This is a genomic window from Nitrobacter sp. TKz-YC01 (assembly GCF_047824785.1).
In the GTDB taxonomy this organism is placed as follows: Bacteria; Pseudomonadota; Alphaproteobacteria; order Rhizobiales; family Xanthobacteraceae; genus Nitrobacter.
In genome coordinates this window covers 3,260,051-3,282,431 of the sequence record NZ_CP181167.1, presented here as the reverse complement: position 1 = coordinate 3,282,431, position 22,381 = coordinate 3,260,051, and the positions used below count along the sequence as shown (strand labels likewise).

The 22,381-nt window shown below is 61.8% G+C and carries 20 protein-coding genes; 10 read left to right on the top strand and 10 right to left on the bottom strand.

Going from position 1 to position 22,381, the window contains the following annotated elements:
• The first annotated feature begins 57 nt into the window (after nucleotides 1-57).
• Entirely contained in the window at nucleotides 58-2,178 is a 2,121-nt protein-coding gene (locus tag ACMYR2_RS15650; protein WP_416193266.1) for a multicopper oxidase family protein, read from the top strand.
• A gap of 32 nt (nucleotides 2,179-2,210) precedes the next feature.
• A complete protein-coding gene (locus ACMYR2_RS15645; protein WP_347262852.1) occupies nucleotides 2,211-2,615 on the top strand; it encodes a hypothetical protein in 405 nt (134 codons plus the stop codon).
• 154 nt (nucleotides 2,616-2,769) lie between these two features.
• On the opposite strand, the gene mnhG is transcribed toward ACMYR2_RS15645, so the two are convergent.
• The 6 genes from mnhG to ACMYR2_RS15615 are packed head-to-tail and all read right to left on the bottom strand — an operon-like array spanning nucleotide 2,770 to nucleotide 8,770.
• A complete protein-coding gene (gene mnhG, locus ACMYR2_RS15640) occupies nucleotides 2,770-3,129 on the bottom strand; it encodes a monovalent cation/H(+) antiporter subunit G (RefSeq protein ID WP_347262851.1) in 360 nt (119 codons plus the stop codon).
• The gene (locus ACMYR2_RS15635; RefSeq protein ID WP_347262850.1) at nucleotides 3,126-3,404 is read right to left on the bottom strand and encodes a K+/H+ antiporter subunit F; all 279 of its coding nucleotides are present in this window, start codon (nucleotides 3,402-3,404) and stop codon (nucleotides 3,126-3,128) included. The genes mnhG and ACMYR2_RS15635 overlap by 4 nt, the downstream gene beginning before the upstream one ends.
• Entirely contained in the window at nucleotides 3,401-3,889 is a 489-nt protein-coding gene (locus ACMYR2_RS15630; protein WP_416193265.1) for a Na+/H+ antiporter subunit E, read from the bottom strand. The genes ACMYR2_RS15635 and ACMYR2_RS15630 overlap by 4 nt, the downstream gene beginning before the upstream one ends.
• The gene (locus ACMYR2_RS15625) at nucleotides 3,886-5,493 is read right to left on the bottom strand and encodes a monovalent cation/H+ antiporter subunit D (protein WP_347262848.1); all 1,608 of its coding nucleotides are present in this window, start codon (nucleotides 5,491-5,493) and stop codon (nucleotides 3,886-3,888) included. The genes ACMYR2_RS15630 and ACMYR2_RS15625 overlap by 4 nt, the downstream gene beginning before the upstream one ends.
• Before the next feature lie 2 nt (nucleotides 5,494-5,495).
• Nucleotides 5,496-5,834, bottom strand: a complete 339-nt coding sequence (locus tag ACMYR2_RS15620; RefSeq protein WP_347262847.1) for a Na+/H+ antiporter subunit C — start codon at nucleotides 5,832-5,834, stop codon at nucleotides 5,496-5,498.
• Nucleotides 5,834-8,770, bottom strand: coding sequence for a monovalent cation/H+ antiporter subunit A (locus ACMYR2_RS15615; protein WP_416194112.1), 2,937 nt, complete (start codon nucleotides 8,768-8,770; stop codon nucleotides 5,834-5,836). The genes ACMYR2_RS15620 and ACMYR2_RS15615 overlap by 1 nt, the downstream gene beginning before the upstream one ends.
• A 289-nt stretch (nucleotides 8,771-9,059) precedes the next feature.
• Here ACMYR2_RS15615 and ACMYR2_RS15610 point away from each other — a divergent pair, with 289 nt between their 5' ends.
• The 8 genes from ACMYR2_RS15610 to ACMYR2_RS15575 all read left to right on the top strand — a co-directional run bounded on the left by ACMYR2_RS15610 (nucleotide 9,060) and on the right by ACMYR2_RS15575 (nucleotide 18,132).
• A complete protein-coding gene (locus ACMYR2_RS15610) occupies nucleotides 9,060-9,488 on the top strand; it encodes an Rrf2 family transcriptional regulator (RefSeq protein WP_347262845.1) in 429 nt (142 codons plus the stop codon).
• Between the two features lie 198 nt (nucleotides 9,489-9,686).
• A complete protein-coding gene (locus ACMYR2_RS15605) occupies nucleotides 9,687-10,337 on the top strand; it encodes a tetratricopeptide repeat protein (RefSeq protein WP_416193264.1) in 651 nt (216 codons plus the stop codon).
• 312 nt (nucleotides 10,338-10,649) lie between these two features.
• A complete protein-coding gene (locus ACMYR2_RS15600; protein WP_416193263.1) occupies nucleotides 10,650-11,726 on the top strand; it encodes a multicopper oxidase domain-containing protein in 1,077 nt (358 codons plus the stop codon).
• A 23-nt stretch (nucleotides 11,727-11,749) separates the two neighbouring features.
• A complete protein-coding gene (locus ACMYR2_RS15595; protein WP_347262842.1) occupies nucleotides 11,750-12,427 on the top strand; it encodes a cytochrome c in 678 nt (225 codons plus the stop codon).
• Entirely contained in the window at nucleotides 12,427-12,783 is a 357-nt protein-coding gene (locus ACMYR2_RS15590) for a cytochrome c (RefSeq protein ID WP_347262841.1), read from the top strand. Before ACMYR2_RS15595 ends, ACMYR2_RS15590 begins: the two co-directional genes overlap by 1 nt.
• A 46-nt stretch (nucleotides 12,784-12,829) precedes the next feature.
• Entirely contained in the window at nucleotides 12,830-13,780 is a 951-nt protein-coding gene (locus tag ACMYR2_RS15585) for a multicopper oxidase domain-containing protein (RefSeq protein WP_347262840.1), read from the top strand.
• A 542-nt stretch (nucleotides 13,781-14,322) separates the two neighbouring features.
• Nucleotides 14,323-16,188: a putative bifunctional diguanylate cyclase/phosphodiesterase gene (locus ACMYR2_RS15580; protein ID WP_416194111.1), complete on the top strand. Its 1,866-nt coding sequence runs from the start codon at nucleotides 14,323-14,325 to the stop codon at nucleotides 16,186-16,188.
• A gap of 150 nt (nucleotides 16,189-16,338) precedes the next feature.
• Nucleotides 16,339-18,132: a glycoside hydrolase family 15 protein gene (locus ACMYR2_RS15575; RefSeq protein ID WP_347262839.1), complete on the top strand. Its 1,794-nt coding sequence runs from the start codon at nucleotides 16,339-16,341 to the stop codon at nucleotides 18,130-18,132.
• Between the two features lie 273 nt (nucleotides 18,133-18,405).
• On the opposite strand, the gene ACMYR2_RS15570 is transcribed toward ACMYR2_RS15575, so the two are convergent.
• The 4 genes from ACMYR2_RS15570 to gnd are packed head-to-tail and all read right to left on the bottom strand — an operon-like array spanning nucleotide 18,406 to nucleotide 22,218.
• Nucleotides 18,406-18,957, bottom strand: a complete 552-nt coding sequence (locus ACMYR2_RS15570; protein WP_347262838.1) for a gluconokinase — start codon at nucleotides 18,955-18,957, stop codon at nucleotides 18,406-18,408.
• Nucleotides 18,954-19,709, bottom strand: a complete 756-nt coding sequence (pgl, locus tag ACMYR2_RS15565; protein ID WP_416193262.1) for a 6-phosphogluconolactonase — start codon at nucleotides 19,707-19,709, stop codon at nucleotides 18,954-18,956. Before pgl ends, ACMYR2_RS15570 begins: the two co-directional genes overlap by 4 nt.
• On the bottom strand, nucleotides 19,691-21,205 hold the full coding sequence (gene zwf, locus ACMYR2_RS15560; protein ID WP_347262836.1) for a glucose-6-phosphate dehydrogenase: 1,515 nt from the start codon (nucleotides 21,203-21,205) through the stop codon (nucleotides 19,691-19,693). Before zwf ends, pgl begins: the two co-directional genes overlap by 19 nt.
• Complete coding sequence (gnd, locus tag ACMYR2_RS15555; protein ID WP_416193261.1) at nucleotides 21,202-22,218, bottom strand: phosphogluconate dehydrogenase (NAD(+)-dependent, decarboxylating); 1,017 nt, start codon at nucleotides 22,216-22,218, stop codon at nucleotides 21,202-21,204. The genes zwf and gnd overlap by 4 nt, the downstream gene beginning before the upstream one ends.
• Nucleotides 22,219-22,381: the final 163 nt, after the last annotated feature.

The following is a 22,381-nucleotide window of genomic DNA, read 5'->3' as shown; positions in this document are numbered from 1 at the left end:
TTGCGGGAAGGCGAGGAGCTTTTCAATTTTCAAGCCGGGCAATTTAAGGGGGGGCGTATGTCGCGTGGCGGATCTGTAGCGCGCGCCGGATATCTGGCGGGAATTTTTGTCGGTGGCGTAGCACTTGCCGGGGCCATTCCGGCGGCGGCCGAGATCAACAATCCCGCTGTGCTGCAGGACCAGCGGGCGCCGATCGCCAAGCCGGCCTTCAAGAAGCTGGCCCCCGCCGCGCCGATCCCCGGAAGCACGGAGCCTGTACGCGGCGACCGTCAACTCGATCTCAAGATCGAATATATCGACAGTCAGATCTATAACCCGTCGAAGGATGGATACGATAAGGTTCGTTTGCGTGGCTACACCGGAAAGGGTGTCAACCCGAACGATCCCTTTGTTTCGCCGACGATCGAGGCAATTCCCGGCGATACCGTGCGCATCACCCTCGACAACACCTTGCCCGCGGGCCCGCAGCCCGGTGATCCCGGCTGCATGCCGGGGGCGCAGATGCCGGATATTCCTCATTGCTTCAACGGCACCAATCTCCACACCCACGGGCTATGGGTAAGCCCGACCGGCAACAGCGACAACGTCCTGCTGTCGATCGATCCGCAAACGCGGTTCACCTACGAATACAATATCCCCTCGGATCACCCGTCCGGCACCTTCTGGTATCACACCCACCGCCATGGCTCGACCGCGCTGCAGGTCTCCAGTGGCATGGCGGGCGCCCTGATCATTCGCGGCGATCGCCCGCCGTCGCCAACCGCGCATGGTGACCTCGACACGCTGATCCCGAAATCGGCCATTCCGGAGCGGGTGCTGGTGATGCAGCAGATCCAGTATGCCTGCCGCGGGCCCGCGCCCAAGCCGGGTGAACTCGGCCCGATCAAGCAGGACGCCGATGGGCGGTACATCTGCGATCCGGGCGATGTCGGCGGCATCGAGGGCTACGATCAGTTCGGTCCGGGGACCTGGCCCGCGTCAGGCCGCTATACCTCGCTCAACGGGCTGGTCTTCAATCCCGACAATCCGCTCAAGGCGAAGCAGGGCGAGATCGAGCGCTGGCGCATGATCCATGCCGGCGTGCGCGACACCATCAGTCTGCAGTTTTTCAAGGTGCGTGACGGCAAGCTGAAGCCGGGCACGAAAACCCTGTTGAAGGCAGGCGCCGCCGCCGATTTCATCAAGGATACGTGCGGCGCCACGCCGGTCCCCTACATGCTGGTCGCGGCCGATGGCCTGACCATGAGCGCGGGACAGATGACCGAACTCGCGACCTTTCAGCCGGGCTATCGGTTCGATGCGCTTGTCGCGTTCCCTGACGCCGGACGATACTGCGTGATCGACGCATCGGCGCCGAAATCGGGCGTGGTCAACGGACTCGATGTCGGTCCGCGGCTGCTGGCGGTGGTGGACGTGGCCGCGGGAACGCCGGTCAAGGACATTCAATCCCACATCACCGGCAAGCTGCTGGCGCTGGCCGAAGCCAACATGCCGGATGATGTCAAGAAGACGGTGATCGCGGATCTCAAGAACGGTACGAAACTCTCCAGCTTCACGCCGCATCCCGACATCGCCGACGAAGAGGTGAGGGGTAATGGTACGCAGGAGCTGACCTTCTTCATCGACACGTCCGGCCCCGACGTGAAATTCGAAGTCGGCAACACGCTGAACACGGCTGACGTGAAGCCCTATGATCCGGCGCGCATCGACCGCTCATTGCCGCTCGGCAAGGCGCAGGAATGGGTGCTGCAGTCGCATTTCGTCAGCCATCCCTTCCACATTCACGTCAACCCGTTCCAGATCGTCTCGATCCTTGATCCCAACGGCAAGGATGTCAGCGCCGCGGGCGCGATCGACAATGCCGGCGGCACGCCCCCCGATCCGCAGTATCCCGGGCTCAAGGGGGTCTGGAAGGACACGCTGTGGATCAAGAGCCTGATCCCTCCGTCGGCGGCTCCCGGCGGCATCTATACGATCAGGCTCCGCACCCGCTACCAGCGCTACATCGGCGAATACGTTCTGCATTGCCATATCCTCGATCATGAAGATCAAGGCATGATGCAGAATGTCGCCGTCGTGCTTCCCAACCAGGTGGACACCGCTGTGCAGGGCGACGCGGCGCGGTCGCAAGATCACGCGCGGGCGCGAGGTCACAAGGGTCACAAGGGTCACAAGTGAGGGAGCGATCCACGCGGAAGATTCGGAGAATAATGATGACCAATCCCTTTGTCGGAAACTGGAGCTATCGCAGCTTCCTCAACGACCCCAACCTCAACAAGCCAGCCAACGATCTGCTCTTTGGTGCGGGGACGCTGACCATCGTGGAGCAGTCCGAAGCGGAGCTTTCGGGGACCATTGGCGGACCCGGGTGGTCGCTCGATCTGCGCGGCGGTTTTGGTTACGGTTCGCCCATGCAGGTGCGCTTCCAGGGCAAGGGCACGGTCGGAGGCGAGCCATGGATCTATGATTACATCGGCTGGCTGGTGCCGGTGTGGCCGAACAGCACCGATCAGCTGGAAGTGCCGGCGATCGTCGGTTCGGTCGTGCGCACCATCCCGCATGGCGCCAGCCCGGCGGGGGTGGTGGCCTCCTTCTATGCGGTCCGCGCGGATTGATCTCGGGCCGCGCCAGCGCTCGGATAAGACCACGCTTGAACAAAGATAAGCGACGAGTCTGTTCGACGTCGTTGAATCAGAAGCCGGCGTTCATCACGCAAAAACCGACGCGTCCTCAAAAGCCCCACGATGAGGGAATCATCGAACGACGGCATCAGGAATGCTCGTCTTTTGCCTCTCGCCGGGGTTCTCCGTCAATTTTAGATTTATCCCGAACGAGCGCGGCATTGACCAGGATCATCAGGCCGATCGGGGTCGTCGTGATGATGAGAACGATGATGAGAAGCTCATGCAGCACCGGACGCGTTCCCAGCGCGGAGAAGTAGATCATCGACGCGATGGCGATGCACGCCGTTCCCAAGGTGGTTCCCAAAGTGGGCGCGTGGACCCGTTCGTAAAAGCTGCGGAGCGTGAGCAGGCCTAACGAGCCGATCAGCGTGATCGCCGCTCCGCCGACCAGGAAAACCGCCGTCAGGACGGCGGGCAGCGCGGAAAGTTCATCTGCCGCATTCACTCGATGACCTCCCCGCGAAGCAGGAACTTGGCGAGGGCCACCGTGCTGACGAAGCCGAGCAGCGCAATCATCAGGGCCGCCTCGAAGTAAAGCGTTGTGCCGGTGCGGATGCCCAGGGTGAGAACCAGCAGCATCGCGTTCACATACAGGCTGTCGAATCCGACGACGCGATCCTGTGCCCGCGGCCCACGGAGAATGCGGAAGGCGGCGCATGCCATTGCGCAGCCCAGCAGGATCTGTGCCGCGGTGATCGACCAGGCAAGCATCATGCTCATGTGAAAATCTCCATCAGCCGCCGTTCGTAACGTCCCTTTATGATGTCCACCCATTCGGCCTTGTCGACCAGATCAAGTACATGGATGGTCAGAATGCCGCTCGCCTCATTAAAGTCCACCCACAGGGTACCCGGCGTCGACGTGATGATGCAGGCCAGCGCCGCCAGTCCGTAGGGGTTGCGGAGTTCAAGCGGGATCTCCACGAAGCCCACCGTCCGTTCCTTTCGTTCGGGTCCGAAAATGATGCGGGCGACGGCTGCGTTGGATCGCACGATGTCCACGACAACGAGAAAGGCCAGGCGGAAGATCGCGACCAGCCGCCGTGGCCGCGCCTTCGGCGGCTGCAACGCCGCGAGCCCCCATCCGCCGATAAGCGCCACCACGCTGCCCAGAAGAATGTGGCCCGGCGAAAGTGTTTCATTGAGCAGCAGCCAGAACCCGAGGAGGCTGAGACTGACCAGGGGAAACGGCACGAGGCGCGTCATGTCGGCCCCCGTGAATCATCGGGCCTGACCGGAGAATCCAGAACGCCCCGGACATAGTGGTGAGGGGCGTGCAGCGATTGCGCCGTCGCCTGCATGAATCGCATGACGGGGCCAGCCTCGACTGTCTGAATGGCGCAGAGCAGCAGGAGGACCGCAACGGGCGCCATCTCGATCAGGCGAACGCGGGGGATGGTGCGGTCCGGTGAGGCCCAGAACGAACGGATGCCGGCGCGCGTCATGGCGATCAGCGCCGCCAGTCCTGACATGATCAACAGGAAAAGAAAGATCCATACGGCGAGAGGGAGGTCGTTCGCCGGAGAGCCGAGAGCGGTCGTCAGGATCGCGAATTTGGCGACGAATCCGGAAAGCGGCGGCATGCCCGAGATGACGAGGGCGCAGCTGATGAAAGCCACGCCGAGGATGCCGATCGTCGCCGGGATCGCGATTCCGGTTTCCTGCAGGTTTTCCGAGTCGTCCTCGTCGCCGTAGAGCTCCCGGGTCACCGCGAGCACGTCGGCGCCCGGCTCGCGGTCGCGCTCGACAAGTTCGATCAGGAGGAAGAACGCGCCCAGGCCGAGCGTTGAACTGATCAGGTAGAAGAGGGCGGCTCCGGTCACGCCGACCTGTCCCAGGCCGATGGTGGCGAGGATCGTGCCTGACGACACCAGCACTGAAAAGGAAGCGAGCCGCGCCATGTCCTGCGACGCGAGGCTTCCGATCGCGCCGAACGCCACGGTCGCCATGCCGCCCATCAGCAGCAGCTGGTCTCCGAACTGAGCCGACGCTCCCGTGCCGTCACCGAACAGCAGCAGCGACAGCCGGATGATGATGTAGGCGCCGACCTTCGTCAGCACCGCGAAAATCGCCGCCACCGGCGGCGGCGCGGCCGCATAGGTGCCGGGGAGCCAGAAGCACAGCGGCCACATCCCGGCCTTGACGAGAAACGCAATGCCGAGGATGCCGGCTCCGGCCTCCAGCAGCCCGCGATCCTGCGCGCCGATCGCCGGAATGCGCGTGGCCAGATCCGCCATGTTGAGCGTGCCGGTCACGCCATAGATCAGGCTGACGCCGATCAGAAACAGCAGCGACGCCACCAGGTTGACAGCGATATAATGTAACCCGGCCTTGACCCGGGCCGATCCCGAGCCATGCAGCGCCAGGCCATAGGAAGCCGCGAGCAGGACCTCGATGAAAACAAACAGGTTGAAGAGATCGCCGGTGAGGAAGGCGCCGTTGATTCCCATCAGCATGAACTGAAACAGCGGATGGAACAGCACTCCCGCGCGGTGCCAGCGCGCCAGGGAGAATACGGCCGCCGCCGCGGCCAGCAGGCTGGTCAGCAGCAGCATGAGCGTCGCCAGCCGGTCCACCACGAGCACGATCGCGAACGGCGCGGGCCAGTCGCCCAGGCGATAGACGCCGGCGACGCCTGTCGGGGCGACATCGGCCGCGCGCAGCAGGATAATGGAGATCGCCACCAGCGCGAAAGACGTGATGATATTGAGCGCGGCGCTGATGTTGCGACGCTGCTCTCCTCCGAGAGCCAACATGATCGCGCCCGCAAACAGCGGCAGCACGACCGGCGCGATCATCAGATTGTTCACGATTACGGCTCCCGTCCGTCGACGTGGTCGGTCCCCGTCAGGCCGCGGGATGCGATCAGAACGACCAGAAACAGTGCGGTGGTCGCGAAGCTGATGACGATGGCGGTCAGAACGAGCGCCTGTGGCAACGGATCCGGAAGGCCGGTTATGTCCTCTGCCGCGTGCGACCCCAGAATCGGGGCGGCGTCGATTTTAAGCCGCCCCATCGCGACGATGAAGAGATTGACCGCATAAGACAGCAATGACAGGCCGATGATCACCTGAAACGTGCGTGGTCGGAGCAGCAGCCAGACGCCCGAACCCGCGAGCACGCCGATGCCGATAGCAAGTACGATCTCCACTATCGCACCTCGGCCGTTGCGGATGCGGCTGCGGCGCTGGATGCGCGGCTGGAAGGCGTCCGATGACTGCGCACGGTCTGGTGCGCGATCGCGATCAGCATCAGGATGGTGGCGCCGACGACCAATGCAAAGACGCCGAGATCAAACAGGAGCGCGCTCGCCACCGGCACGGAGCCGATCCAGGGGACCTCGCGATATGAGAATGACGAGCTCAGGAAAGGCCGCTCGAACCACCAGGCGGCCACGCCGACGCCGGCGGTCATGAGCAGGCCCGCGCCCATCCAGTGCACGGGGAGAATGCGCAGATGGTCCTCCGTCCAGGTGGTTCCGCGAGCGATATACTGGAGGATGAATGCGACGGCCATCGTGATGCCGGCGACGAATCCGCCCCCGGGCAGGTCGTGCCCCCGCAGCAGGAGAAAAACCGCCGCCGTGCAGATCACCGGGAAAACCAGCGCCATCATGAGCTGGGGGACGGCCATCGCGTTCCTGAGCGTGTCGCCCTTCTCGCGACTGGGTTGAGCCTCATCGTAAATATCCTGACAGGACTGCTGCTCGGGCACGGGAATGCTTTCGGCGGCGGGCCGGAATCGCCGCAGCAAGGCATAGACGGTCAGCGCGACGATGCCGAGCACCGTGATCTCGCCGAAGGTGTCGAACGCGCGAAAGTCGACGAGGATGACATTTACAATGTTGGTCCCGCCGCCCAGCGTGTAGGCGTTCTCGACGAAGAACCGCGCGATGCTGTCGGGCGCCGCTCGCGTCATGACCGCGTAGGATAGCACGGCGAGCCCGCCTCCGGATGCGATCGCGATGCCGAGGTCGCGGTAGCGGCGCGAGGAGAGATCGCGTTCCGGCACGTCGGCCGTGGGAAATTTCTCGATGCGCTTCGGCAGCCAGCGCAGCCCGAGAAGGAGCAGCACGGTCGTGACGGTCTCGACCGCCAGCTGGGTCAGGGCGAGATCGGGCGCGGCCAGCCAGACGAAGCTGACGCACGTCACCAGACCCGCGCCGCCCACGAAAATGAGGGCCGCGAAGCGATGGAATTTGCCCTGATAGGCCGCGGCCAGCGCGCAGGCGCCTCCCACGGCCCAGATCAGCGCGAATGTGACATCGAAAGACGTTCGCGTCGTCCCCCATATATCGATTCCGTGAGCGAACATCGGAGCGAGGCCGGCGAGCAGCGCTGCGCAGAACACCAGCCGCAGCTGTGGTTGCAGGCGGCGCGTGCCCAGCAATTCCTCCAGCCGCCTTGCGAGCTGCCATGAGATGGCGACGAGCACGCGGTCGAAAATGCGCTGACCCTGGATATGCCGCAGCAGCGGCGGCCCTTCCGCAATCAGCAGATACGACCGGAGCATCAGATAGATGGCGACGCCGCCGGTGATCGCGACCAGGCTCATCACGAACTCGGGCGTAAAGCCGTGCCAGATTGCAAGGCTGTAAATGGGAATGATGTCGCCGAGGACGGCATGGAGCGCGGTGAGGAGCAGGGGGCCGATCGTAAAACTGGGAACGATGCCGACAAGGAGGCATGCAAGAACGAGGAGCCCGACGGGAAAGCGCATCAGGAACGGCGGTTCATGCGGTATGCGCGCCAGCTCTCGCGGCGGGGGGCCGAAAAACACTTCCGCTATGAACCGCAGCGAGTAAGCGACCGTGAACATGCTGGCCGCTGTCACGATATAGGGCAGCGACTGGTCCAGCAGCGAGTTGGTGTGAGTTTCGATTGTCTCGGCGAAGAACATCTCCTTCGACAGGAAGCCGTTCAACAACGGAACGCCGGCCATGGCGGCGGCGGCGACCATCGCCAGCGTCGCCGTGACCGGCATGAACCGCCGCAGGCCGCTCAGGCGGCGCAGGTCGCGGGTGCCTGTTTCATGGTCGATGATCCCGGCCGCCATGAATAGCGACGCCTTGAACGTCGCATGGTTCATCAGGTGAAAGATGGCGGCGACCTGTGCGAGCGGTGAGTCGAGGCCGATAAGCAGCGTAATGAGCCCGAGGTGGCTGATGGTCGAGTAGGCGAGCAGTCCTTTCATGTCCTGCTGGAAAAGAGCGATGAACGCCCCGAGCATGAAGCTGATCAGCCCCGCCGAACCCACGAGCCACACCCACTCGTTCGTTCCGCCCAGCGCCGGCCAGAGCCGCACCAGAAGGAAGACCCCACCCTTCACCATCGTGGCGGAGTGGAGATAGGCCGAAACCGGCGTCGGCGCCGCCATCGCCTGAGGCAGCCAGAAATGGAACGGAAACTGCACGCTTTTCGTCAGGGCTCCGAGCAGAATGAGGACGAGCGTCGGAGTGTAGAGCGAATGCGCGCGGATCTTGTCCCCGGACGCGAGAACCTGATCGAGGTCATAGCTGCCGACGATATTTCCCAGGATCAGTATGCCGGCGAACATGCAGAATCCGCCGACCGACGTCACGATCAGAGCCATGCGCGCGCCGTCCCGCGCCTGCGCCGTCTGGTGCCAGTAGCCGATCAGCAGAAAGGAAAAGAGGCTGGTCAGCTCCCAGAAGAAAACCAGCTGGATCAGGTTGCCGGAGAGCACGATGCCGAGCATCGCTCCCATGAAGGCGAGCAGAAAGGAAAAAAACCTCGGTACAGGATCCTGGGGGGACATGTAGTAGCGGGCATAGAGCACCACCAGGAAACCGATGGTGACGATCAGTGCAGCCATTACCCAGGCGAAGCCGTCCATTCTCAGGTAGAAGTCGAGGCCGAGTTCGGGCATCCATTGGACGGTATGCCGGATCACCCCTCCGTCGTCGATCTGAGGGTAGCTGACGGCCAGAAGCACCACGCAGGCGAGCGAAACCGCGCCGGCCAGCCAGGCTTCGGCGTTGCGCGCGTTGCTTGGAAGGACCGCTGCAAGACAGCTCCCGGCGAAGGGGAGCGCGAGAACGACGATGAGAATCGTTTCATAAGGCATCGTCATTCGTGACCTTTTCGGGACGAGAACTCCAGACGGTTATGTCGGCCGGGAACATGGTATGGTCGATTTGTAGGCGGGAAGGCAAGCTGGCGTCGAGTCGCGGGCAGCCAGAGTTGATATCCGCCCTGGGCTCCGGTGGAACCGATGCGCGTCGCGGCGAGGGCTGATGCGACGTCAAGGCTGATGCAGCGTCAAGGCTGATGCAACGTATCGACACTTGCGAAAGGCATCGGACCGGTTCATCTTTTTTCCCTGATCACGCGACGTGCCGCCGGCGGGACCCCCGATGCGACTGACGAGCTTCTTCGACTACACTCTGCGCCTGCTGATGTATGCGGCCACCCATGGCGATCGGCTGATCACGATTGAAGAGACCGCCAAAGTTTACGGCATTTCGCGCACCCATCTCATGAAAGTGGCAAATCAGCTCACGCGCGCGGGTTATCTCAAGGCCGTCCGCGGCAGGTCCGGCGGGCTGATGCTTGCCAAACGGCCAAACCGGATCAAGCTCGGCGACGTCTTGTGCGCCACCGAGCCGGATTTTGCGCTGGTGGAATGTTTTTCCTCGAACAACCGCTGCCCGATCACGTCGAGTTGCCGGTTGAAGGCGCCGTTGAGGGAAGCGCTGAATGCGTTCACCGCGACGCTCGATCGCTATACGCTCGCTGATCTCATTCTCAGTCCGAAAGATTTCGGGATCCCGCCGGCGGCCTGAACGGCGCGCGATTCCGTCATTGCCGCGGGATATCGGCGGATAGCGCCGCATCGCGCGCACCGGCCTGCTACCGTTTGCCGCTCTTGCCCCTGAATCTGTGTTTTTGTCGATTTCAGGCTGTACAAACATATATCGCCAGTACATGTTTACGCCCGTTGCACGAGAGTGAGACGATTTGATCTATCCGCGGCGTGAGGCATGAGGAAAGCACCCGTCAATCAAACGCAGAAGTCCAGAGGCTGGTTGAAGCTGTACCTTGGCTCCTCGTTTGTCGGCGCTGCGGTCGGCGTGGCTGTTGCAGTCTGGTTCACGTATCAATCGCCTCTCACCACGCACCACGTCACCGTTCCCTTGAACAGCGCGGCCACCAATCCGCCCGTGCCGCTTGAGGGCGTGTTCGACTTGCCGAAGCTCCTGGCCGCGGAGCACGCAAGCCAGCCCTGGGCGATCATGGGTGGCGCGTTGCTGCAACTGAGCCTTCCTCGCCTGAGCATCCCGCTGCTCGAGCGCGCGATCGAGCGTGATCCTGAAAACAGCTTGCTTCATGTCGCGTTGGGAGAAGCGCTCGCGCTGGCGGATGGCGGCGTGATCTCGGATCGGGCCAAGGCGGAATTCGAACGCGTGCTCAAAGACGACCCGAACGACCTGATCGCGCGATTCTATATGGGGAAGTGGCTGCTGCAGAACGGCAAGGCGAAGCCGGCATTGGTGAAATGGGTGGGCCTGATGCGGACGGTGGGAAACGATCAGACCTGGAATGATAGGCTTTGGACGGTCATGCCGAGGGCGGCGGAGGAGGTGGGCATCAGCCAGCTGACGCTGCAGGCTCTCTGCACCTCGGGGATGTAGTCATGCCGCAATATAACGTGCCGCAATCCAGCCGTCGCCGTCGCGCAAAGGATCTAGGCGCAACGCGCGCGATGCGGTCGCCGGGCATTTTCATCCGTGCGCGAAGTGTGTAAAAGATGAATTTTGAATATTGCTTTATGGCGCCGAAGATGGCACGGTTCGCATGAAGCCGGTTCGAGGTTGAAGTTTACGCATCATGATCACGACAACTGTCCAGTATCGGCTGCTCCAGCGAGAGCAGGCACCTGACGGATGAGCGCTTCCCGATCGCCTGTGCATCGGTAACGGTTTGTCTGAAAACATCAATCGAGAATGCATGTTATGCCCATGATCGTGCAATGCCGTGCGCTGCGCGCACGTCTCGCAAAAGTCATCTTCGCCGCAGGCGCCGCATGGTGCGTCGTGAGTCCGGGAGCGGCGCTTGCCGAGACGAGGCAGTTCTCGATGGTCATCGAGGATACGATCCTAAAGCTCGTCGACAAGCAGACCTTCCACGTCTTCTCGTTCAACGGCCAGAGCCCAGGTCCGCTTTTCCATGTGAAGGAGGGCGATGATGTCGAGATCGAGGTCGAAAACCAGACGACATTGCCGCATACGATTCACTGGCACGGCCTGTATCAGCGCGGCACCTGGAAGCACGATGGCGTGCCGGATGTCACGCAGCCGGCGATTCCTCCGGGCGAGACCTTTACCTACCGCTTCAAGGCCGAGCCGTCGGGGACCATGTGGTATCACTGTCACGTCAACGTCAACGAGCACGTTGCGATGCGCGGCATGTGGGGTCCCTTCATCATCGATCCGAAGGATCCGCCGCCGGTCGAGAAGGAAGTCACCAAAGATTACATCATGATGTTCTCAAGCTGGGCGTCGGCCTGGGCGAAGAAGCCCGGCTATGGCGGCATTCCCGGCGACGTGCCGGATTTCTTCACCATCAACGGCAAGGCCTATCCGGACACCCAGCCGCTGCGGATCAAGGAGGGCGATGTCGTCCGTATCCGCCTGATCGGCGCCGGCGACGAAATGCATTCCATCCATATCCACGGCCACCTCTTCGAGGTTTACGCAAAGGATGGCCGCCCCCTCGCCAATCCCTACCTCGCCGACACGATCCTGTTCGGGCCGGGTGAGCGCTATGACCTGATTCTGCGCGCCGATAATCCCGGCATCTGGATGGTGCACGATCACATCGACAAGCACACCACGAACGGCAGTTCTCCGATGGGCGGCATGATGACCACCATCGAGTACGACGAAATTCCGGTGAAGGAGCAGTCTTTCTACAAGTGGAAGAACAAGGAGTTCGTGCCTGATTTCTATTACGAGGAATCGATGAAGAAGCCGCTCGACATGCACGAGAGCCCTGCCTTCAAGGGCGATCCCGCGCCCTGAACCCGATCGAAAGGAGAGTGGACATGAAAGGGCTTTTGCTCGCCGTCGCGGGCCTGACCGCGGCATTACTGGGCAGCGCAAGCGCCGCCGACAAACTTGATCCGAGCTGTTCCGGCTGTCATGCGATGGCCAAGCCGGCCGACACGTCGCTGGACAGGCTGCTGACCCGCAAGGGTCCCGACCTCTGGTTCGCGGGCAGCAAGTTCAAGAAGGAATGGCTGGTTGCCTGGCTGCAGGATCCCAAGCCGATCCGTCCCGCCGGCTATCCATATTTCAAGACGGTGAAGAAGGGCGACAAGAACGACGTGCCCGACCCGTCCAAGATCGCCGCTCACCCGAAGCTCAAGAAAGCCGATGCCGAGGCCGCGGCCGAGGCGCTGATGGCTTTGAAGGCTCCCGACGACCTCGTCCCGGCGGGTATGTTCAAGGGTGATATGAAAGGCGCGCGGATGGGCTCGCTTGCCTTCGTCAAGTTTCGCGGCTGCGTCGCCTGCCATCAGGGCGATAAAGGCGAAGGGGGGCTTTCCGGACCGCGGCTGACCGACGCTGGCGTGCGGCTGCAGGCCGACTTCATCGCCGCCTATACCAAGGATCCGCAGCGTTTCGATCCGCATATCTGGATGCCGACGTCGAACCTGAAGGATCAGGATATCCAGCGGCTGACCGCGTTTCTGGTTCAGTTGAGCCAAGGAGACAAGTGATGAAAACGCAAATGTCGGCGGTTCTCGCTGGTCTGGCCCTGCTGCTTGCGCCATCGACAAGTCAGGCCGATCAGTCGATCGAGCAGGTCTATGAGGTCTATTGCGTGCAGTGTCATGGCCTTCAGCGCAACGGTACGGGCATCAACGTGCCCGCCCTTTCGGTGAAGCCGCGGGATCACACCGATGCGAAAAGCATGGGCGACACACCCGATGACGAACTGTTCAAGGCCATCAAGGAAGGCGGGCTTGCCGTCAACAAGTCGGTGCTGATGCCGACCTGGGGTAACGTCCTGTCCGAGGACCAGATCAAGGGCCTCGTCAAATATCTGCGGCAGGTCTGCAAATGCGGCAAGTGAATTCAATTAGGAATCATATCAGGCCATGAAGGGGAGAGCGATTTCAATGACCACTGCACGTTTGAGGAATGGCGTCATCGCGGGGAGCGTGGCGGCCGTCATGGTGCTTGCCGGCGCCGCGATCACCGCGGCCCAGGCCAAGACCGTCAAGATCGAACTGGTCGCCAAGGAAGTGACGGTCCCGCTCGACAATCAGGGCAATACCGTCGCCGCCTGGACCTTCAACGGTCAGGTCCCCGGTCCGATCATCCGGGCGACGGAAGGAGACACCATCGAGTTCACCCTGAAGAACGACGCCGCGAACAAGAAATCGCATTCGATCGACATGCACTCCGCGCGCTCGGATGTTCTGACGGATTTTGCGTCGATCAAGCCCGGCGAGACCAAGACCTTCTCCTACGTTCCGGAACACCCCGGCGTATTCTTCTATCATTGCGGGTCCGATCCGATGATCCAGCACATCGCCCGGGGCATGTTCGGCGTGGTCATCATCGATCCGAAAGACCCCAATGCGATGCCCAAGGCGGACCGTGAGTACGTCCTGATCGAGCATCAGATCTTCGAGAATCCCGAAGACGTCGACAGCATGATGGCGAACAAGTGGAAGCGTAACGCCTTCAACGCCGTGCCCTTCCAGTATGATCCCGTGCATGATGAACATGCCACGCAGACTCTTGAGGCCAAGCCGGGCGAGCGCGTGCGCATCTATATGGTCAATGCCGGCCCCAACGAGTTTTCCGGATTTCATCCGATCGCCGGCATCTGGGACCGGATCTATCCCTCGGGCAACCCGAAGAACGTGATGGTCGGGATGCAGAACTATACCCTGGCGCCGGGCGACGCCGCGACCTTCGACCTCATCTCACCGAAGGAAGGCGCCTATGCGCTGGTGAATCACTCCATGCGCGCCGCGCTGACCGGCGGCATCGCGATTCTCATGATCAGCGACAAGGCCGATCCCTCGATGGGGCGTGGTGACAAGATCCTCGTCCGCTGACCTCAGACTGTGACGTGGAGCGTCCTTGGCGTTCCACGTCACAATTTCCAAGAGTCTTTCCGCTTCTGATGGAATCAGAAGCGGGCTCTATATTTTGTTTTGTCGCGCTTTCTTCACGCGAACCGGTGTCCATCCTTGGGTCGAGCCCGAAGACATGCTTTGCTTGAAAACGCTCTGGGACGCGAGATCGGGCGGGACATGGATCAGGCATCCGCTCTAAGCGGCTTGATGTGTTCAACGGCTCCGTAATCTTTAACCTTGTGGTATTCCCGTATTCTGCTCGTCTGGTCATTGCCGGGCGAGCCGATGATCCGTTCACATACTGGTAATAATAATCGGGACTGATTTGAGCGACTTTGCGTTTGATGTGGAAAGTGCGGCCCTTTTTATGCGTCGGATTTAACTAAACCTACAATGTGCCCGGTTATCTCTTGGGAAGGCAGAAGGTGGCGCCGTATGTGACCGCGATCGCCGTTGCTGCCCGCAAGAGCCTGAAAGCCCGGAAGTTTCCCCTTTCAGACGCGATGAAGGTTGGGAAGTCCATGTCCGGCGCGCCAGAGCGAAGTGAGTTTTCTGTTGTCGCCGGCAGAAGCGGACCGACGCCTCCTGAACCGACGCCTTCTGATAAGTCCGAGACCGGCTACAATGACTGTGGTGTCGAGGCCGGCGATTCCTCGCGGCTGGATTTCCTGAACGAGGTCGTCAGATTGCTCCCGACAGCCGTGACGGTTCAGGACGAGCAGGGAAATTTCGTGTTCGTGAATGCGGCCGCCGTGGCGCAGTTCAACGTGCCCGCGCGCGATATCGTCGGAACCGCATCAGGTGCGCTGCTCCCCTCGAAAGAGTTGAACGATCGAATCAATCTCGCGCGCGGGGTGATGCAGTCGGGCCGGATCAGGATATCCGAGGAACTCATCCGAACGGATCATGCGGCAAGGACCTATCTGACCACGCATAAGCCTGTCCGGATTTCGGACAGGAGTCTCATGCTGTCGAGCTCGGTTGATATCAGCGGTCAAAAGGCCGTCGAGGAGGAGCTTTTTCGTTGTGCATACTTTGACGATCTGACCGGTCTGCCGACCCGGCGCGTCATCGAACAGCACGCCAACAGCCTTATCCGTGAGGGAGAACAACCCGTCAGGTTTGCGGTTGCTTTTCTCGACATCGACAATTTCAAGCACATCAACGACTATTACGGCCACGCATCGGGCGATGAACTTCTGATCGAGGTTGCCAGGCGGCTGAGCTTCGGCCTTCGCGCCACCGATATGCTGTCCCGGATCAGCGGCGACGAGTTCCTGCTCCTGCTCAATCCGGTGCAAAACGACGCTGAACTCGCCGACTACGTCGAATATCTGCGGCAGCGTCTCAAGGCGCCATTCTTTATCGAGGGATCGGAGCTTTTTGCCTCCGCCTCGATCGGGGTGAGCATCTATCCGGATCATGGCGACAGCTACGAGGTTCTGCGCCAGAATGCCGATACCGCGATGTATCACATCAAGAACGAGAAAAAGGGTGGCGCCGTCATCTTCGATTCCGGAATGCAGCGCGAGGCGCTGACGCGGATGGAGATCGAGCAGTCGCTGCGGCTCGCGATTCTCGACAAGCGGTTCTATTGCGCGTTCCAGCCCAAGGTCGACATCAGATCAAAGCAGATCAGGGGCATCGAGGCGCTGGTTCGATTGCGCAATGATGACGGTGTCATCCAGGCGCCCGGCACGTTCGTCGATCTCGCGATCGAGCTCGGCCTGATCGACGAGTTGACGCATCTGGTTCTGGCCGAGATCATGAGGTCCATCGATCTTATCGACGACAGGTTCGGCACAGGCGTCAGCATCAGCATCAACGTCGCCGCCAAGCAGGCCGGGAACGTGGCCTTCATGACATCCTTCGCGCGCGCGCTGGAGAAAACCGGCTGCCCGGCGCGATTCATCGTCGAGGTCACGGAGGATGCGTTCGTGGCGAAAACCCATTTCCAGACGGAAATTCTGCCCGTTCTGCGAAGCCTGGGCGTCGGGATATCCATCGATGACTTCGGCATCGGATATTCCTCGCTCTCGGCTATCGCCGATATCACCGCCGATGAAATCAAGATCGACCGCTCGTTCATCGTCGATATCCACAAGCGCCCGCGCAGCCAGGGTATTTTGAAGGCTATCGAATCTCTCGGCGAGGCGTTGGGAATGACGGTGATCGCGGAAGGCGTCGAGAAATTCGAGGAGCTCGCTTATCTGCAGGCCGCGACGCGGATCAAGTACGCGCAGGGGTTCTATTTCTCTGAGCCCGTCTTCCTCGAGGATCTCGAATCGGACAGGCGGGTGGTGAGCAAACGCGGCACGGGTTCGACCAGCCGTCCGCTGCAGGAGAACCGGCTGACTTATTCCCGCGCCAATAGCTACATCCCCTAGAATTTCGTTCTCCACTCGCACGAGGTTGTTATTCCGGAAAACTCACCAGGCGGGGTGGCCAACCGCTCGCCGATGAATAATACTGACCGTTCCGTCACCTTGTTTCGGCTTGCATCCCTGTTTCCAGCTTACCCGCCGAGATCTGCCAAATTGCCAAGCAGAATCGAAGACTACGGAATCATCGGCGACGGCGAGACCGTCGCGCTCGTCGACCGGACGGGGTCGATCGACTGGCTTTGCTGGCCCTGCTTCGATTCCGATGCCTGTTTTTCCGCTCTTCTGGGCGATGAACGCAACGGCCATTGGCGGATCGCTCCTTCGGAAAAGATCGAGCGTTCGAGCCATGGCTATCGCGGAGACGGCCTTATCCTCGAAACGCGTTTTGAGACCGCCGGCGGCGCCGTCACGTTGATCGACTTCATGCCGCCACGCGACACGGCGACCGATATCGTCCGCCTCGTCCGGGGAGACCGCGGTCGCGTGAAGATGCACATGGACCTGGTGATCCGGTTCGGTTTTGGAAAAGACGTGCCATGGGTCCATCGTACGGAGGATCGGGCGCTGCTCGCCATTTGCGGGCCGGACATGCTGGTGCTGCGCACGCCGGTCGAGACGCGCGGCGAGACCATGACCACTGTCGCCGACTTCGAGGTCAGCGCAGGGCAGACGATCCCGTTCGTGATGGCCTACGGCGCATCGCATCTTGCCGTTCCAGCCCCGATCGATCCTGCGAAGGCGTTGCGGGACACCGAGGCGTTCTGGCGCGACTGGTGCGGAAAGTTCGACTACGATGGACCGTATCGTGATCTTGCGATGCGCTCCCTGGTTGCCCTGAAAGCCATGATCTATGCGCCCTCCGGCGGCATCGTCGCGGCGCCGACAACCTCGCTTCCCGAAAAGCTCGGCGGCGCGCGCAATTGGGATTACCGGTTCTGCTGGCTGCGCGACGCGACCTTCACGCTGCTCGCGCTGATGAACAGCGGCTATCACGACGAAGCGTCGGACTGGCACGACTGGCTGCTGCGATCGGTCGCCGGCTCGCCCGCCGACATGCAGATCATGTACGGCATCCTCGGGCAACGTCGTCTCACGGAGTGGGAAGCCGACTGGCTGCCTGGCTATGAGGGCGCGCGGCCGGTCAGGATCGGAAACGCGGCCTACGCCCAGTTGCAGCTTGATGTCTTCGGCGAACTGATGGACGCGTTCCACCAGTCGAGAGAAGCAAACCTCAAGTTGCGCGAGCCGACCTGGGATCTGGAATGCGAACTGCTCGAGCATCTCGGCCGGATCTGGAATGAAACGGATTCCGGCATCTGGGAGCTGAGGGGACCTGGCAAGCACTACGTCTCGTCGAAGGTGCTGGCCTGGGTGGCGTTCGACCGCGGCATCAAGAGCGTGGAGCATTTCGGTTTCCACGGGCCGGTCGAGCGCTGGCGTGAACTGCGCGAGATGATTCATCGCGACGTCTGCGAAAAGGGTTTTGATCGCGAACAAAACACCTTCGTCGAATCCTATGGCTCGAAGCTGCTCGACGCCAGCACGCTTCTTATTCCGTCGGTCGGATTCCTGCCGGCTTCCGATCCGCGTGTTGCGGGAATGCTGGCCGCGGTGGAGCAGCATCTGATGCCGGACGGCTTCGTGCTCAGGCATGATCCGCGCGCGGTGACGGACGAGCAGCCGCCGATCGAGGGGGCCTTTCTGGCCTGCACGCTCTGGCTCGCCGACGCTTATGTGCTGGGCGGCGATATCGAGCGCGCCGAGACGCTGCTGAATCGGGTTGCGGGGGTGGCGAACGATCTTGGCTTGCTATCGGAAGAATACGATCCGGTCGCCCGCCGCCTGACCGGAAATTTTCCGCAGGCGCTGACCCACATCGCGCTCGTTAACACGATCCACAATCTCAACGCGGCCCGCAAACCGGCGATGCAGCGGGCTAGAGCATGATCCCGAAAAGTGGAAACCGGTTTTCGGACAAGATCATGCTCAAACAGAAAGATAAGCGACGAGTCTGATTCAACGCAGTTGAAACAGACTCTAGAGCGGCGGCCGGTCAAATGGAATCAGCGCCGCCGCTCCAGTTAATTGATTGAGCATCGGATTTATCCCGAAACCGGTTCCCACTTTCGGGTCCGATGCTCTAGAGCATGATCCGTTCCAGTTGAATCGGACCATGCGCTGGAAATGATTGTCTGGTCGCGTTTTCTTCACGCGAACAGGTCATCCACCTCGCCGGAGAATCCTCCATCGGCTTTGATCGAGCGCGATGATGATGCGATCGGTGATATCTTTTATGGTCGCGTCGATGTCGACAACAATGGGCCGCTCATCCTCGGTCGGCTCCTCCAGTGTCGCGAACTGGCTATCGAGCAGTCCCCGCGGCATGAAATGCTCACCTCTCGCCGTGAGACGGCTCGCGATCAGGTCCTTGTCGCCGCGCAGGTAGACGATGCGGGTGTCGCTGTGGCCCTGCACGAGAATATCGCGATAGGCGCGCTTGAGCGCGGAGCAGGCCATGATCACGCTCGTGCCGTCCGCGCGCCTGCGGCCGATCTCCGCGGCGACGGCGTGCAGCCACGGCCACCTGTCCTCGTCGGTCAACGCGATGCCGGCGCGCATTTTATCGATATTGCTTTTTGCATGGAAACGGTCGCCATCCTCGACGATCCATCCCAGCCGCCGGCCCAGCGCGCCCGCGATGATGCTTTTGCCCGATCCCGACACGCCCATGACGATCAGCGCGCGAAAGGCGGCGCCTCCGCCGGCATTCATGCCGTCGATCCTGCGGCCGCGGTATCGGTCAACCAGGTCGTGACGCCGTTGGAGCGCGCGCGCGCGCCGGGCAGATCGGCGCCGGCCCTGATCTTCGAGAGGATGCCGTGCTTGGCCTCGCCGCTGACGAGAAACAGCATCTCGCGTGAGGAAGCCAGCGCCGGAAGCGTCAGGGTGACGCGGGGCACGAAAGGCTCGACGGGCGCGCGGTCCACGCCGACGACCCATCGCTTGGTTTCATCGAGCGCTCGATCTTCGGGAAACAGCGAGGCGGTATGCCCGTCCGGCCCAAGCCCCATCAGGACAAGATCGAAAAGCGGCCTGGCCGGGTCAAGTTGGTCCGCCCCGTAAAACGCTTGCAGTTCGCGCTCGTAAAGCCGCGCCGCCGCATCCGGGCCGGATGCGTCCGTTGGCATCGGATGGATGTTGCCCGGCGGGGCGCAACGGTTCAGGAAAAGCTCCCTGGCCATCGCCATGTTGTTGCGCTCGTCGCCTGCGCTCACGAAACGCTCGTCGCCGATGAACCAGTGAACGCGATCCCAGGCGATCCGCGAACGATAGTCCGGGCCGCCCAGCAGCGCATAAAGCGCTTTCGGGCCGGAGCCGCCGGTCAGGCATATCGCCGGCCGCGCCGCATTCGCCGCAATCCGAAGGATGATACGTTCCGCGGCTTCGGTCGCGATCGCCCCGGCGTCCGGCAGCACCTGAAACCTGCGGCCGGCGTCAGCGGATGTCATGTCAGATCGCGCCATTGGTTGCCGTCCCGCGCCAGCAGGTCGTCGGCCTCACTTGGGCCTTCGCTGCCCGCCTCATAGCCGACCAGCCCGTCGGCGCCGGCCTTCTTCCAGGCATCCAGGAACGGCTGCACCGCCTGCCACCCGGCCTCTACGCCGTCCGCGCGCTGAAACAGGATGTTGTCGCCGGTCATGCAATCGTAGATCAGGGTTTCGTAGCCGGTGCTCGGCGCGGCGTGGAAGTAATCCTTGTAGCGGAATTTCATCTCGACGCCGTCGATCGAGATCGAGGGGCCGGGCACCTTGGTGTTGAACTGCATCGTGATGCCTTCGGCCGGTTCGATGCCGATGACCAGATAGTTGTGCGACAGCTGGTCCACCGGCGTGCAGCGAAACATCGCGAACGGCGCCTGCTTGAACTTGATGGCCACCTCGGTGCGCTTGAGGCCGAGCGCCTTGCCGGTCCGCAGGTAGAACGGAACGCCGGCCCATCGCCAGTTATCGATGGTCAGCTTGAGCGCCGCATAGGTCTCGGTGGTGCTGTCGGGCTTGACGTTGGGGGCACTGCGATAATCGACGACCGCCTCGCCGCCGACCTGCCCGGCATGGTATTGTCCGCGCACCGAATTTCTCAGCGCTTCCTCCGGCGTCTGCGTCTGGATGGCGGCCAGCACTTCCGCTTTCTCCGAGCGCACCGCGTGAGCTTCGAACCGTCGCGGCGGCTCCATCGTCACCAGCGACAGCAACTGGAACAGATGGTTCGGCACCATGTCCCTCAGGGCCCCGGTGGCGTCGTAGAAACTGCCGCGATGTCCGACCGACAGTTTTTCGTCGACGGTGATCTGGATATGATCGATGTGGTTGCGATTCCAGATCGGCTCGAACATGCCGTTGGCGAAACGCAGAACAAGGATGTTCTGGACGGTCTCCTTGCCGAGATAGTGATCGATCCGATAGATCTGATTTTCGTCGGCGATCTTGAGCAGCCTTGCATTGAGTGATCTGGCGGATGCGAGATCGGTCCCGAACGGCTTTTCGACCACCAGGCGGCGCCATATGCCGTTTGTCTCTCGCAGCAGCCCGACGCGGGCGAGTTGCTCCGCGATCGGCGCGAAGGCCGTCGGCGGCACGGCGAGATAGAACAGGCGGTTGCCGCATGTCCCCGTTTTCGCCGCGAGTCCTTCACACACCCCGTTCAGCGCATCGAACGAGGACGGATCGGAGGGATCGGCTTCGATGCACGTCAGGCAGTTGAGCACCTTTTCGGCGATGTCGGTTTTGACGGGCCGCGTGGCGTGCTTCTTCAGGCCCTCCATCAGGCTTTGGCGGAGATCGTGGTCCGACATCTGCTTGCGGACGACGCCGACAATGCAAAACGGCTCCGGCAGCAGGTCTGACTCGGCAAGGTTGTAGAGCGCCGGAATGATCAGGCGATGGGTGAGATCGCCGGTGGCGCCGAAGATGACGAAGCAGCATGGCTCCGGTTTGCGCGGTATGTTGCTTGTGACCGTCATCGATTCGCGGTCCTTTCCTTTGCGGAGGGATCGGCTTCTCCGGGCTCCCTGTGCCCTCCGAATCCTTCCCGCATCGCGGAGAGGATTTTTTCCGCGAACGTATGTTGCTGACGCGAACGAAATCGCGCGAACAGCGCCGCCGTCAGAACTTCGGCGGGAACGGCTTCATCAATGGCGGCGTTGACGGTCCATCGGCCCTCGCCGGAGTCCGCGACAAATCCCGAGTAAGCTTCGAGAGTGTCGCTGCGGGCCAGCGCGGAAGCTGTCAGATCGAGCAGCCAGGATGAAATGACGCTGCCGCGACGCCAGACCTCGGCGATATCCGCGAGGTCAAGGTTGAACCGGTGATGCTCCGGCAGCGCAGGGATGTTCGCGTTCCTGAGTATGTCGAAACCTTCGGCATAGGCCTGCATCAGGCCGTATTCGATGCCGTTATGCACCATCTTGACGAAATGGCCGGAGCCGACGGGCCCGGTGTGAAGGTAGCCTTGCTCGACGCGCGGATCGCGGCCATCCCGGCTCGGCGTTCTCGGAATGTCGCCGTGGCCGGGCGCCAGCGATGCGAAAATCGGATCGAGACGATCAACCACCGTCCTGTCGCCGCCGATCATCATGCAGTAGCCGCGTTCGAAGCCCCACACTCCGCCGCTGGTGCCGACATCGACATAATGGACGCCCTTCTCGCGCAATGTTGCGGCGCGCCGGATATCGTCCTGCCAGAAGGTGTTGCCGCCATCGATGATGATATCGTCGCCATCGAGCAGTCCGGCGATCGTCGCGATGGTGGACTCCGTCACCGCTCCGGCGGGCAGCATGATCCAGACGGCGCGCGGCTTTTCGAGCTTGCGGACGAAGTCTTCAAGATCGGTCGCGGCTGCGGCTCCCTCGGCGGCAAGCGCGGCGACGGCCTGCTCGCTGATGTCGTAGACGACGGCGTGATGGCCTCCGTTCTTCATCAGACGGCGAACGATGTTGGCTCCCATCCGTCCCAGCCCGATCATGCCAATCTGCATTCGTCCGATTCCTTCTCCGGGCGCGGGGTCGTGGCTTTAACATTCCGCCCGCGATCCCATGGTTCAATGACGCGTGGGAATCATGATGCTTGAGGATCAAGGTGTGACGCAACACCTCGTGCGTTTCATGGAGGTTGGCGAACGTCGATCGTCGGATGAATGG

Bases quoted from the DNA above. Each gene is read 5' to 3' on its own strand.
- ACMYR2_RS15615 (WP_416194112.1), bottom strand. From the start codon at position 8,770: ATGCCTTATGAAACGATTCTCATCGTCGTTCTCGCGCTCCCCTTCGCC.
- ACMYR2_RS15570 (WP_347262838.1), bottom strand. From the start codon at position 18,957: ATGAATGCCGGCGGAGGCGCCGCCTTTCGCGCGCTGATCGTCATGGGC.
- ACMYR2_RS15590 (WP_347262841.1), top strand. From the start codon at position 12,427: ATGAAAACGCAAATGTCGGCGGTTCTCGCTGGTCTGGCCCTGCTGCTT.
- zwf (WP_347262836.1), bottom strand. From the start codon at position 21,205: ATGACGGTCACAAGCAACATACCGCGCAAACCGGAGCCATGCTGCTTC.
- ACMYR2_RS15610 (WP_347262845.1), top strand. From the start codon at position 9,060: ATGCGACTGACGAGCTTCTTCGACTACACTCTGCGCCTGCTGATGTAT.
- pgl (WP_416193262.1), bottom strand. From the start codon at position 19,709: ATGGCGCGATCTGACATGACATCCGCTGACGCCGGCCGCAGGTTTCAG.
- ACMYR2_RS15645 (WP_347262852.1), top strand. From the start codon at position 2,211: ATGATGACCAATCCCTTTGTCGGAAACTGGAGCTATCGCAGCTTCCTC.
- ACMYR2_RS15595 (WP_347262842.1), top strand. From the start codon at position 11,750: ATGAAAGGGCTTTTGCTCGCCGTCGCGGGCCTGACCGCGGCATTACTG.
- ACMYR2_RS15580 (WP_416194111.1), top strand. From the start codon at position 14,323: ATGTCCGGCGCGCCAGAGCGAAGTGAGTTTTCTGTTGTCGCCGGCAGA.
- ACMYR2_RS15630 (WP_416193265.1), bottom strand. From the start codon at position 3,889: ATGACGCGCCTCGTGCCGTTTCCCCTGGTCAGTCTCAGCCTCCTCGGG.
- ACMYR2_RS15600 (WP_416193263.1), top strand. From the start codon at position 10,650: ATGCATGTTATGCCCATGATCGTGCAATGCCGTGCGCTGCGCGCACGT.
- ACMYR2_RS15650 (WP_416193266.1), top strand. From the start codon at position 58: ATGTCGCGTGGCGGATCTGTAGCGCGCGCCGGATATCTGGCGGGAATT.
- gnd (WP_416193261.1), bottom strand. From the start codon at position 22,218: ATGCAGATTGGCATGATCGGGCTGGGACGGATGGGAGCCAACATCGTT.
- ACMYR2_RS15605 (WP_416193264.1), top strand. From the start codon at position 9,687: ATGAGGAAAGCACCCGTCAATCAAACGCAGAAGTCCAGAGGCTGGTTG.
- ACMYR2_RS15635 (WP_347262850.1), bottom strand. From the start codon at position 3,404: ATGAGCATGATGCTTGCCTGGTCGATCACCGCGGCACAGATCCTGCTG.
- ACMYR2_RS15585 (WP_347262840.1), top strand. From the start codon at position 12,830: ATGACCACTGCACGTTTGAGGAATGGCGTCATCGCGGGGAGCGTGGCG.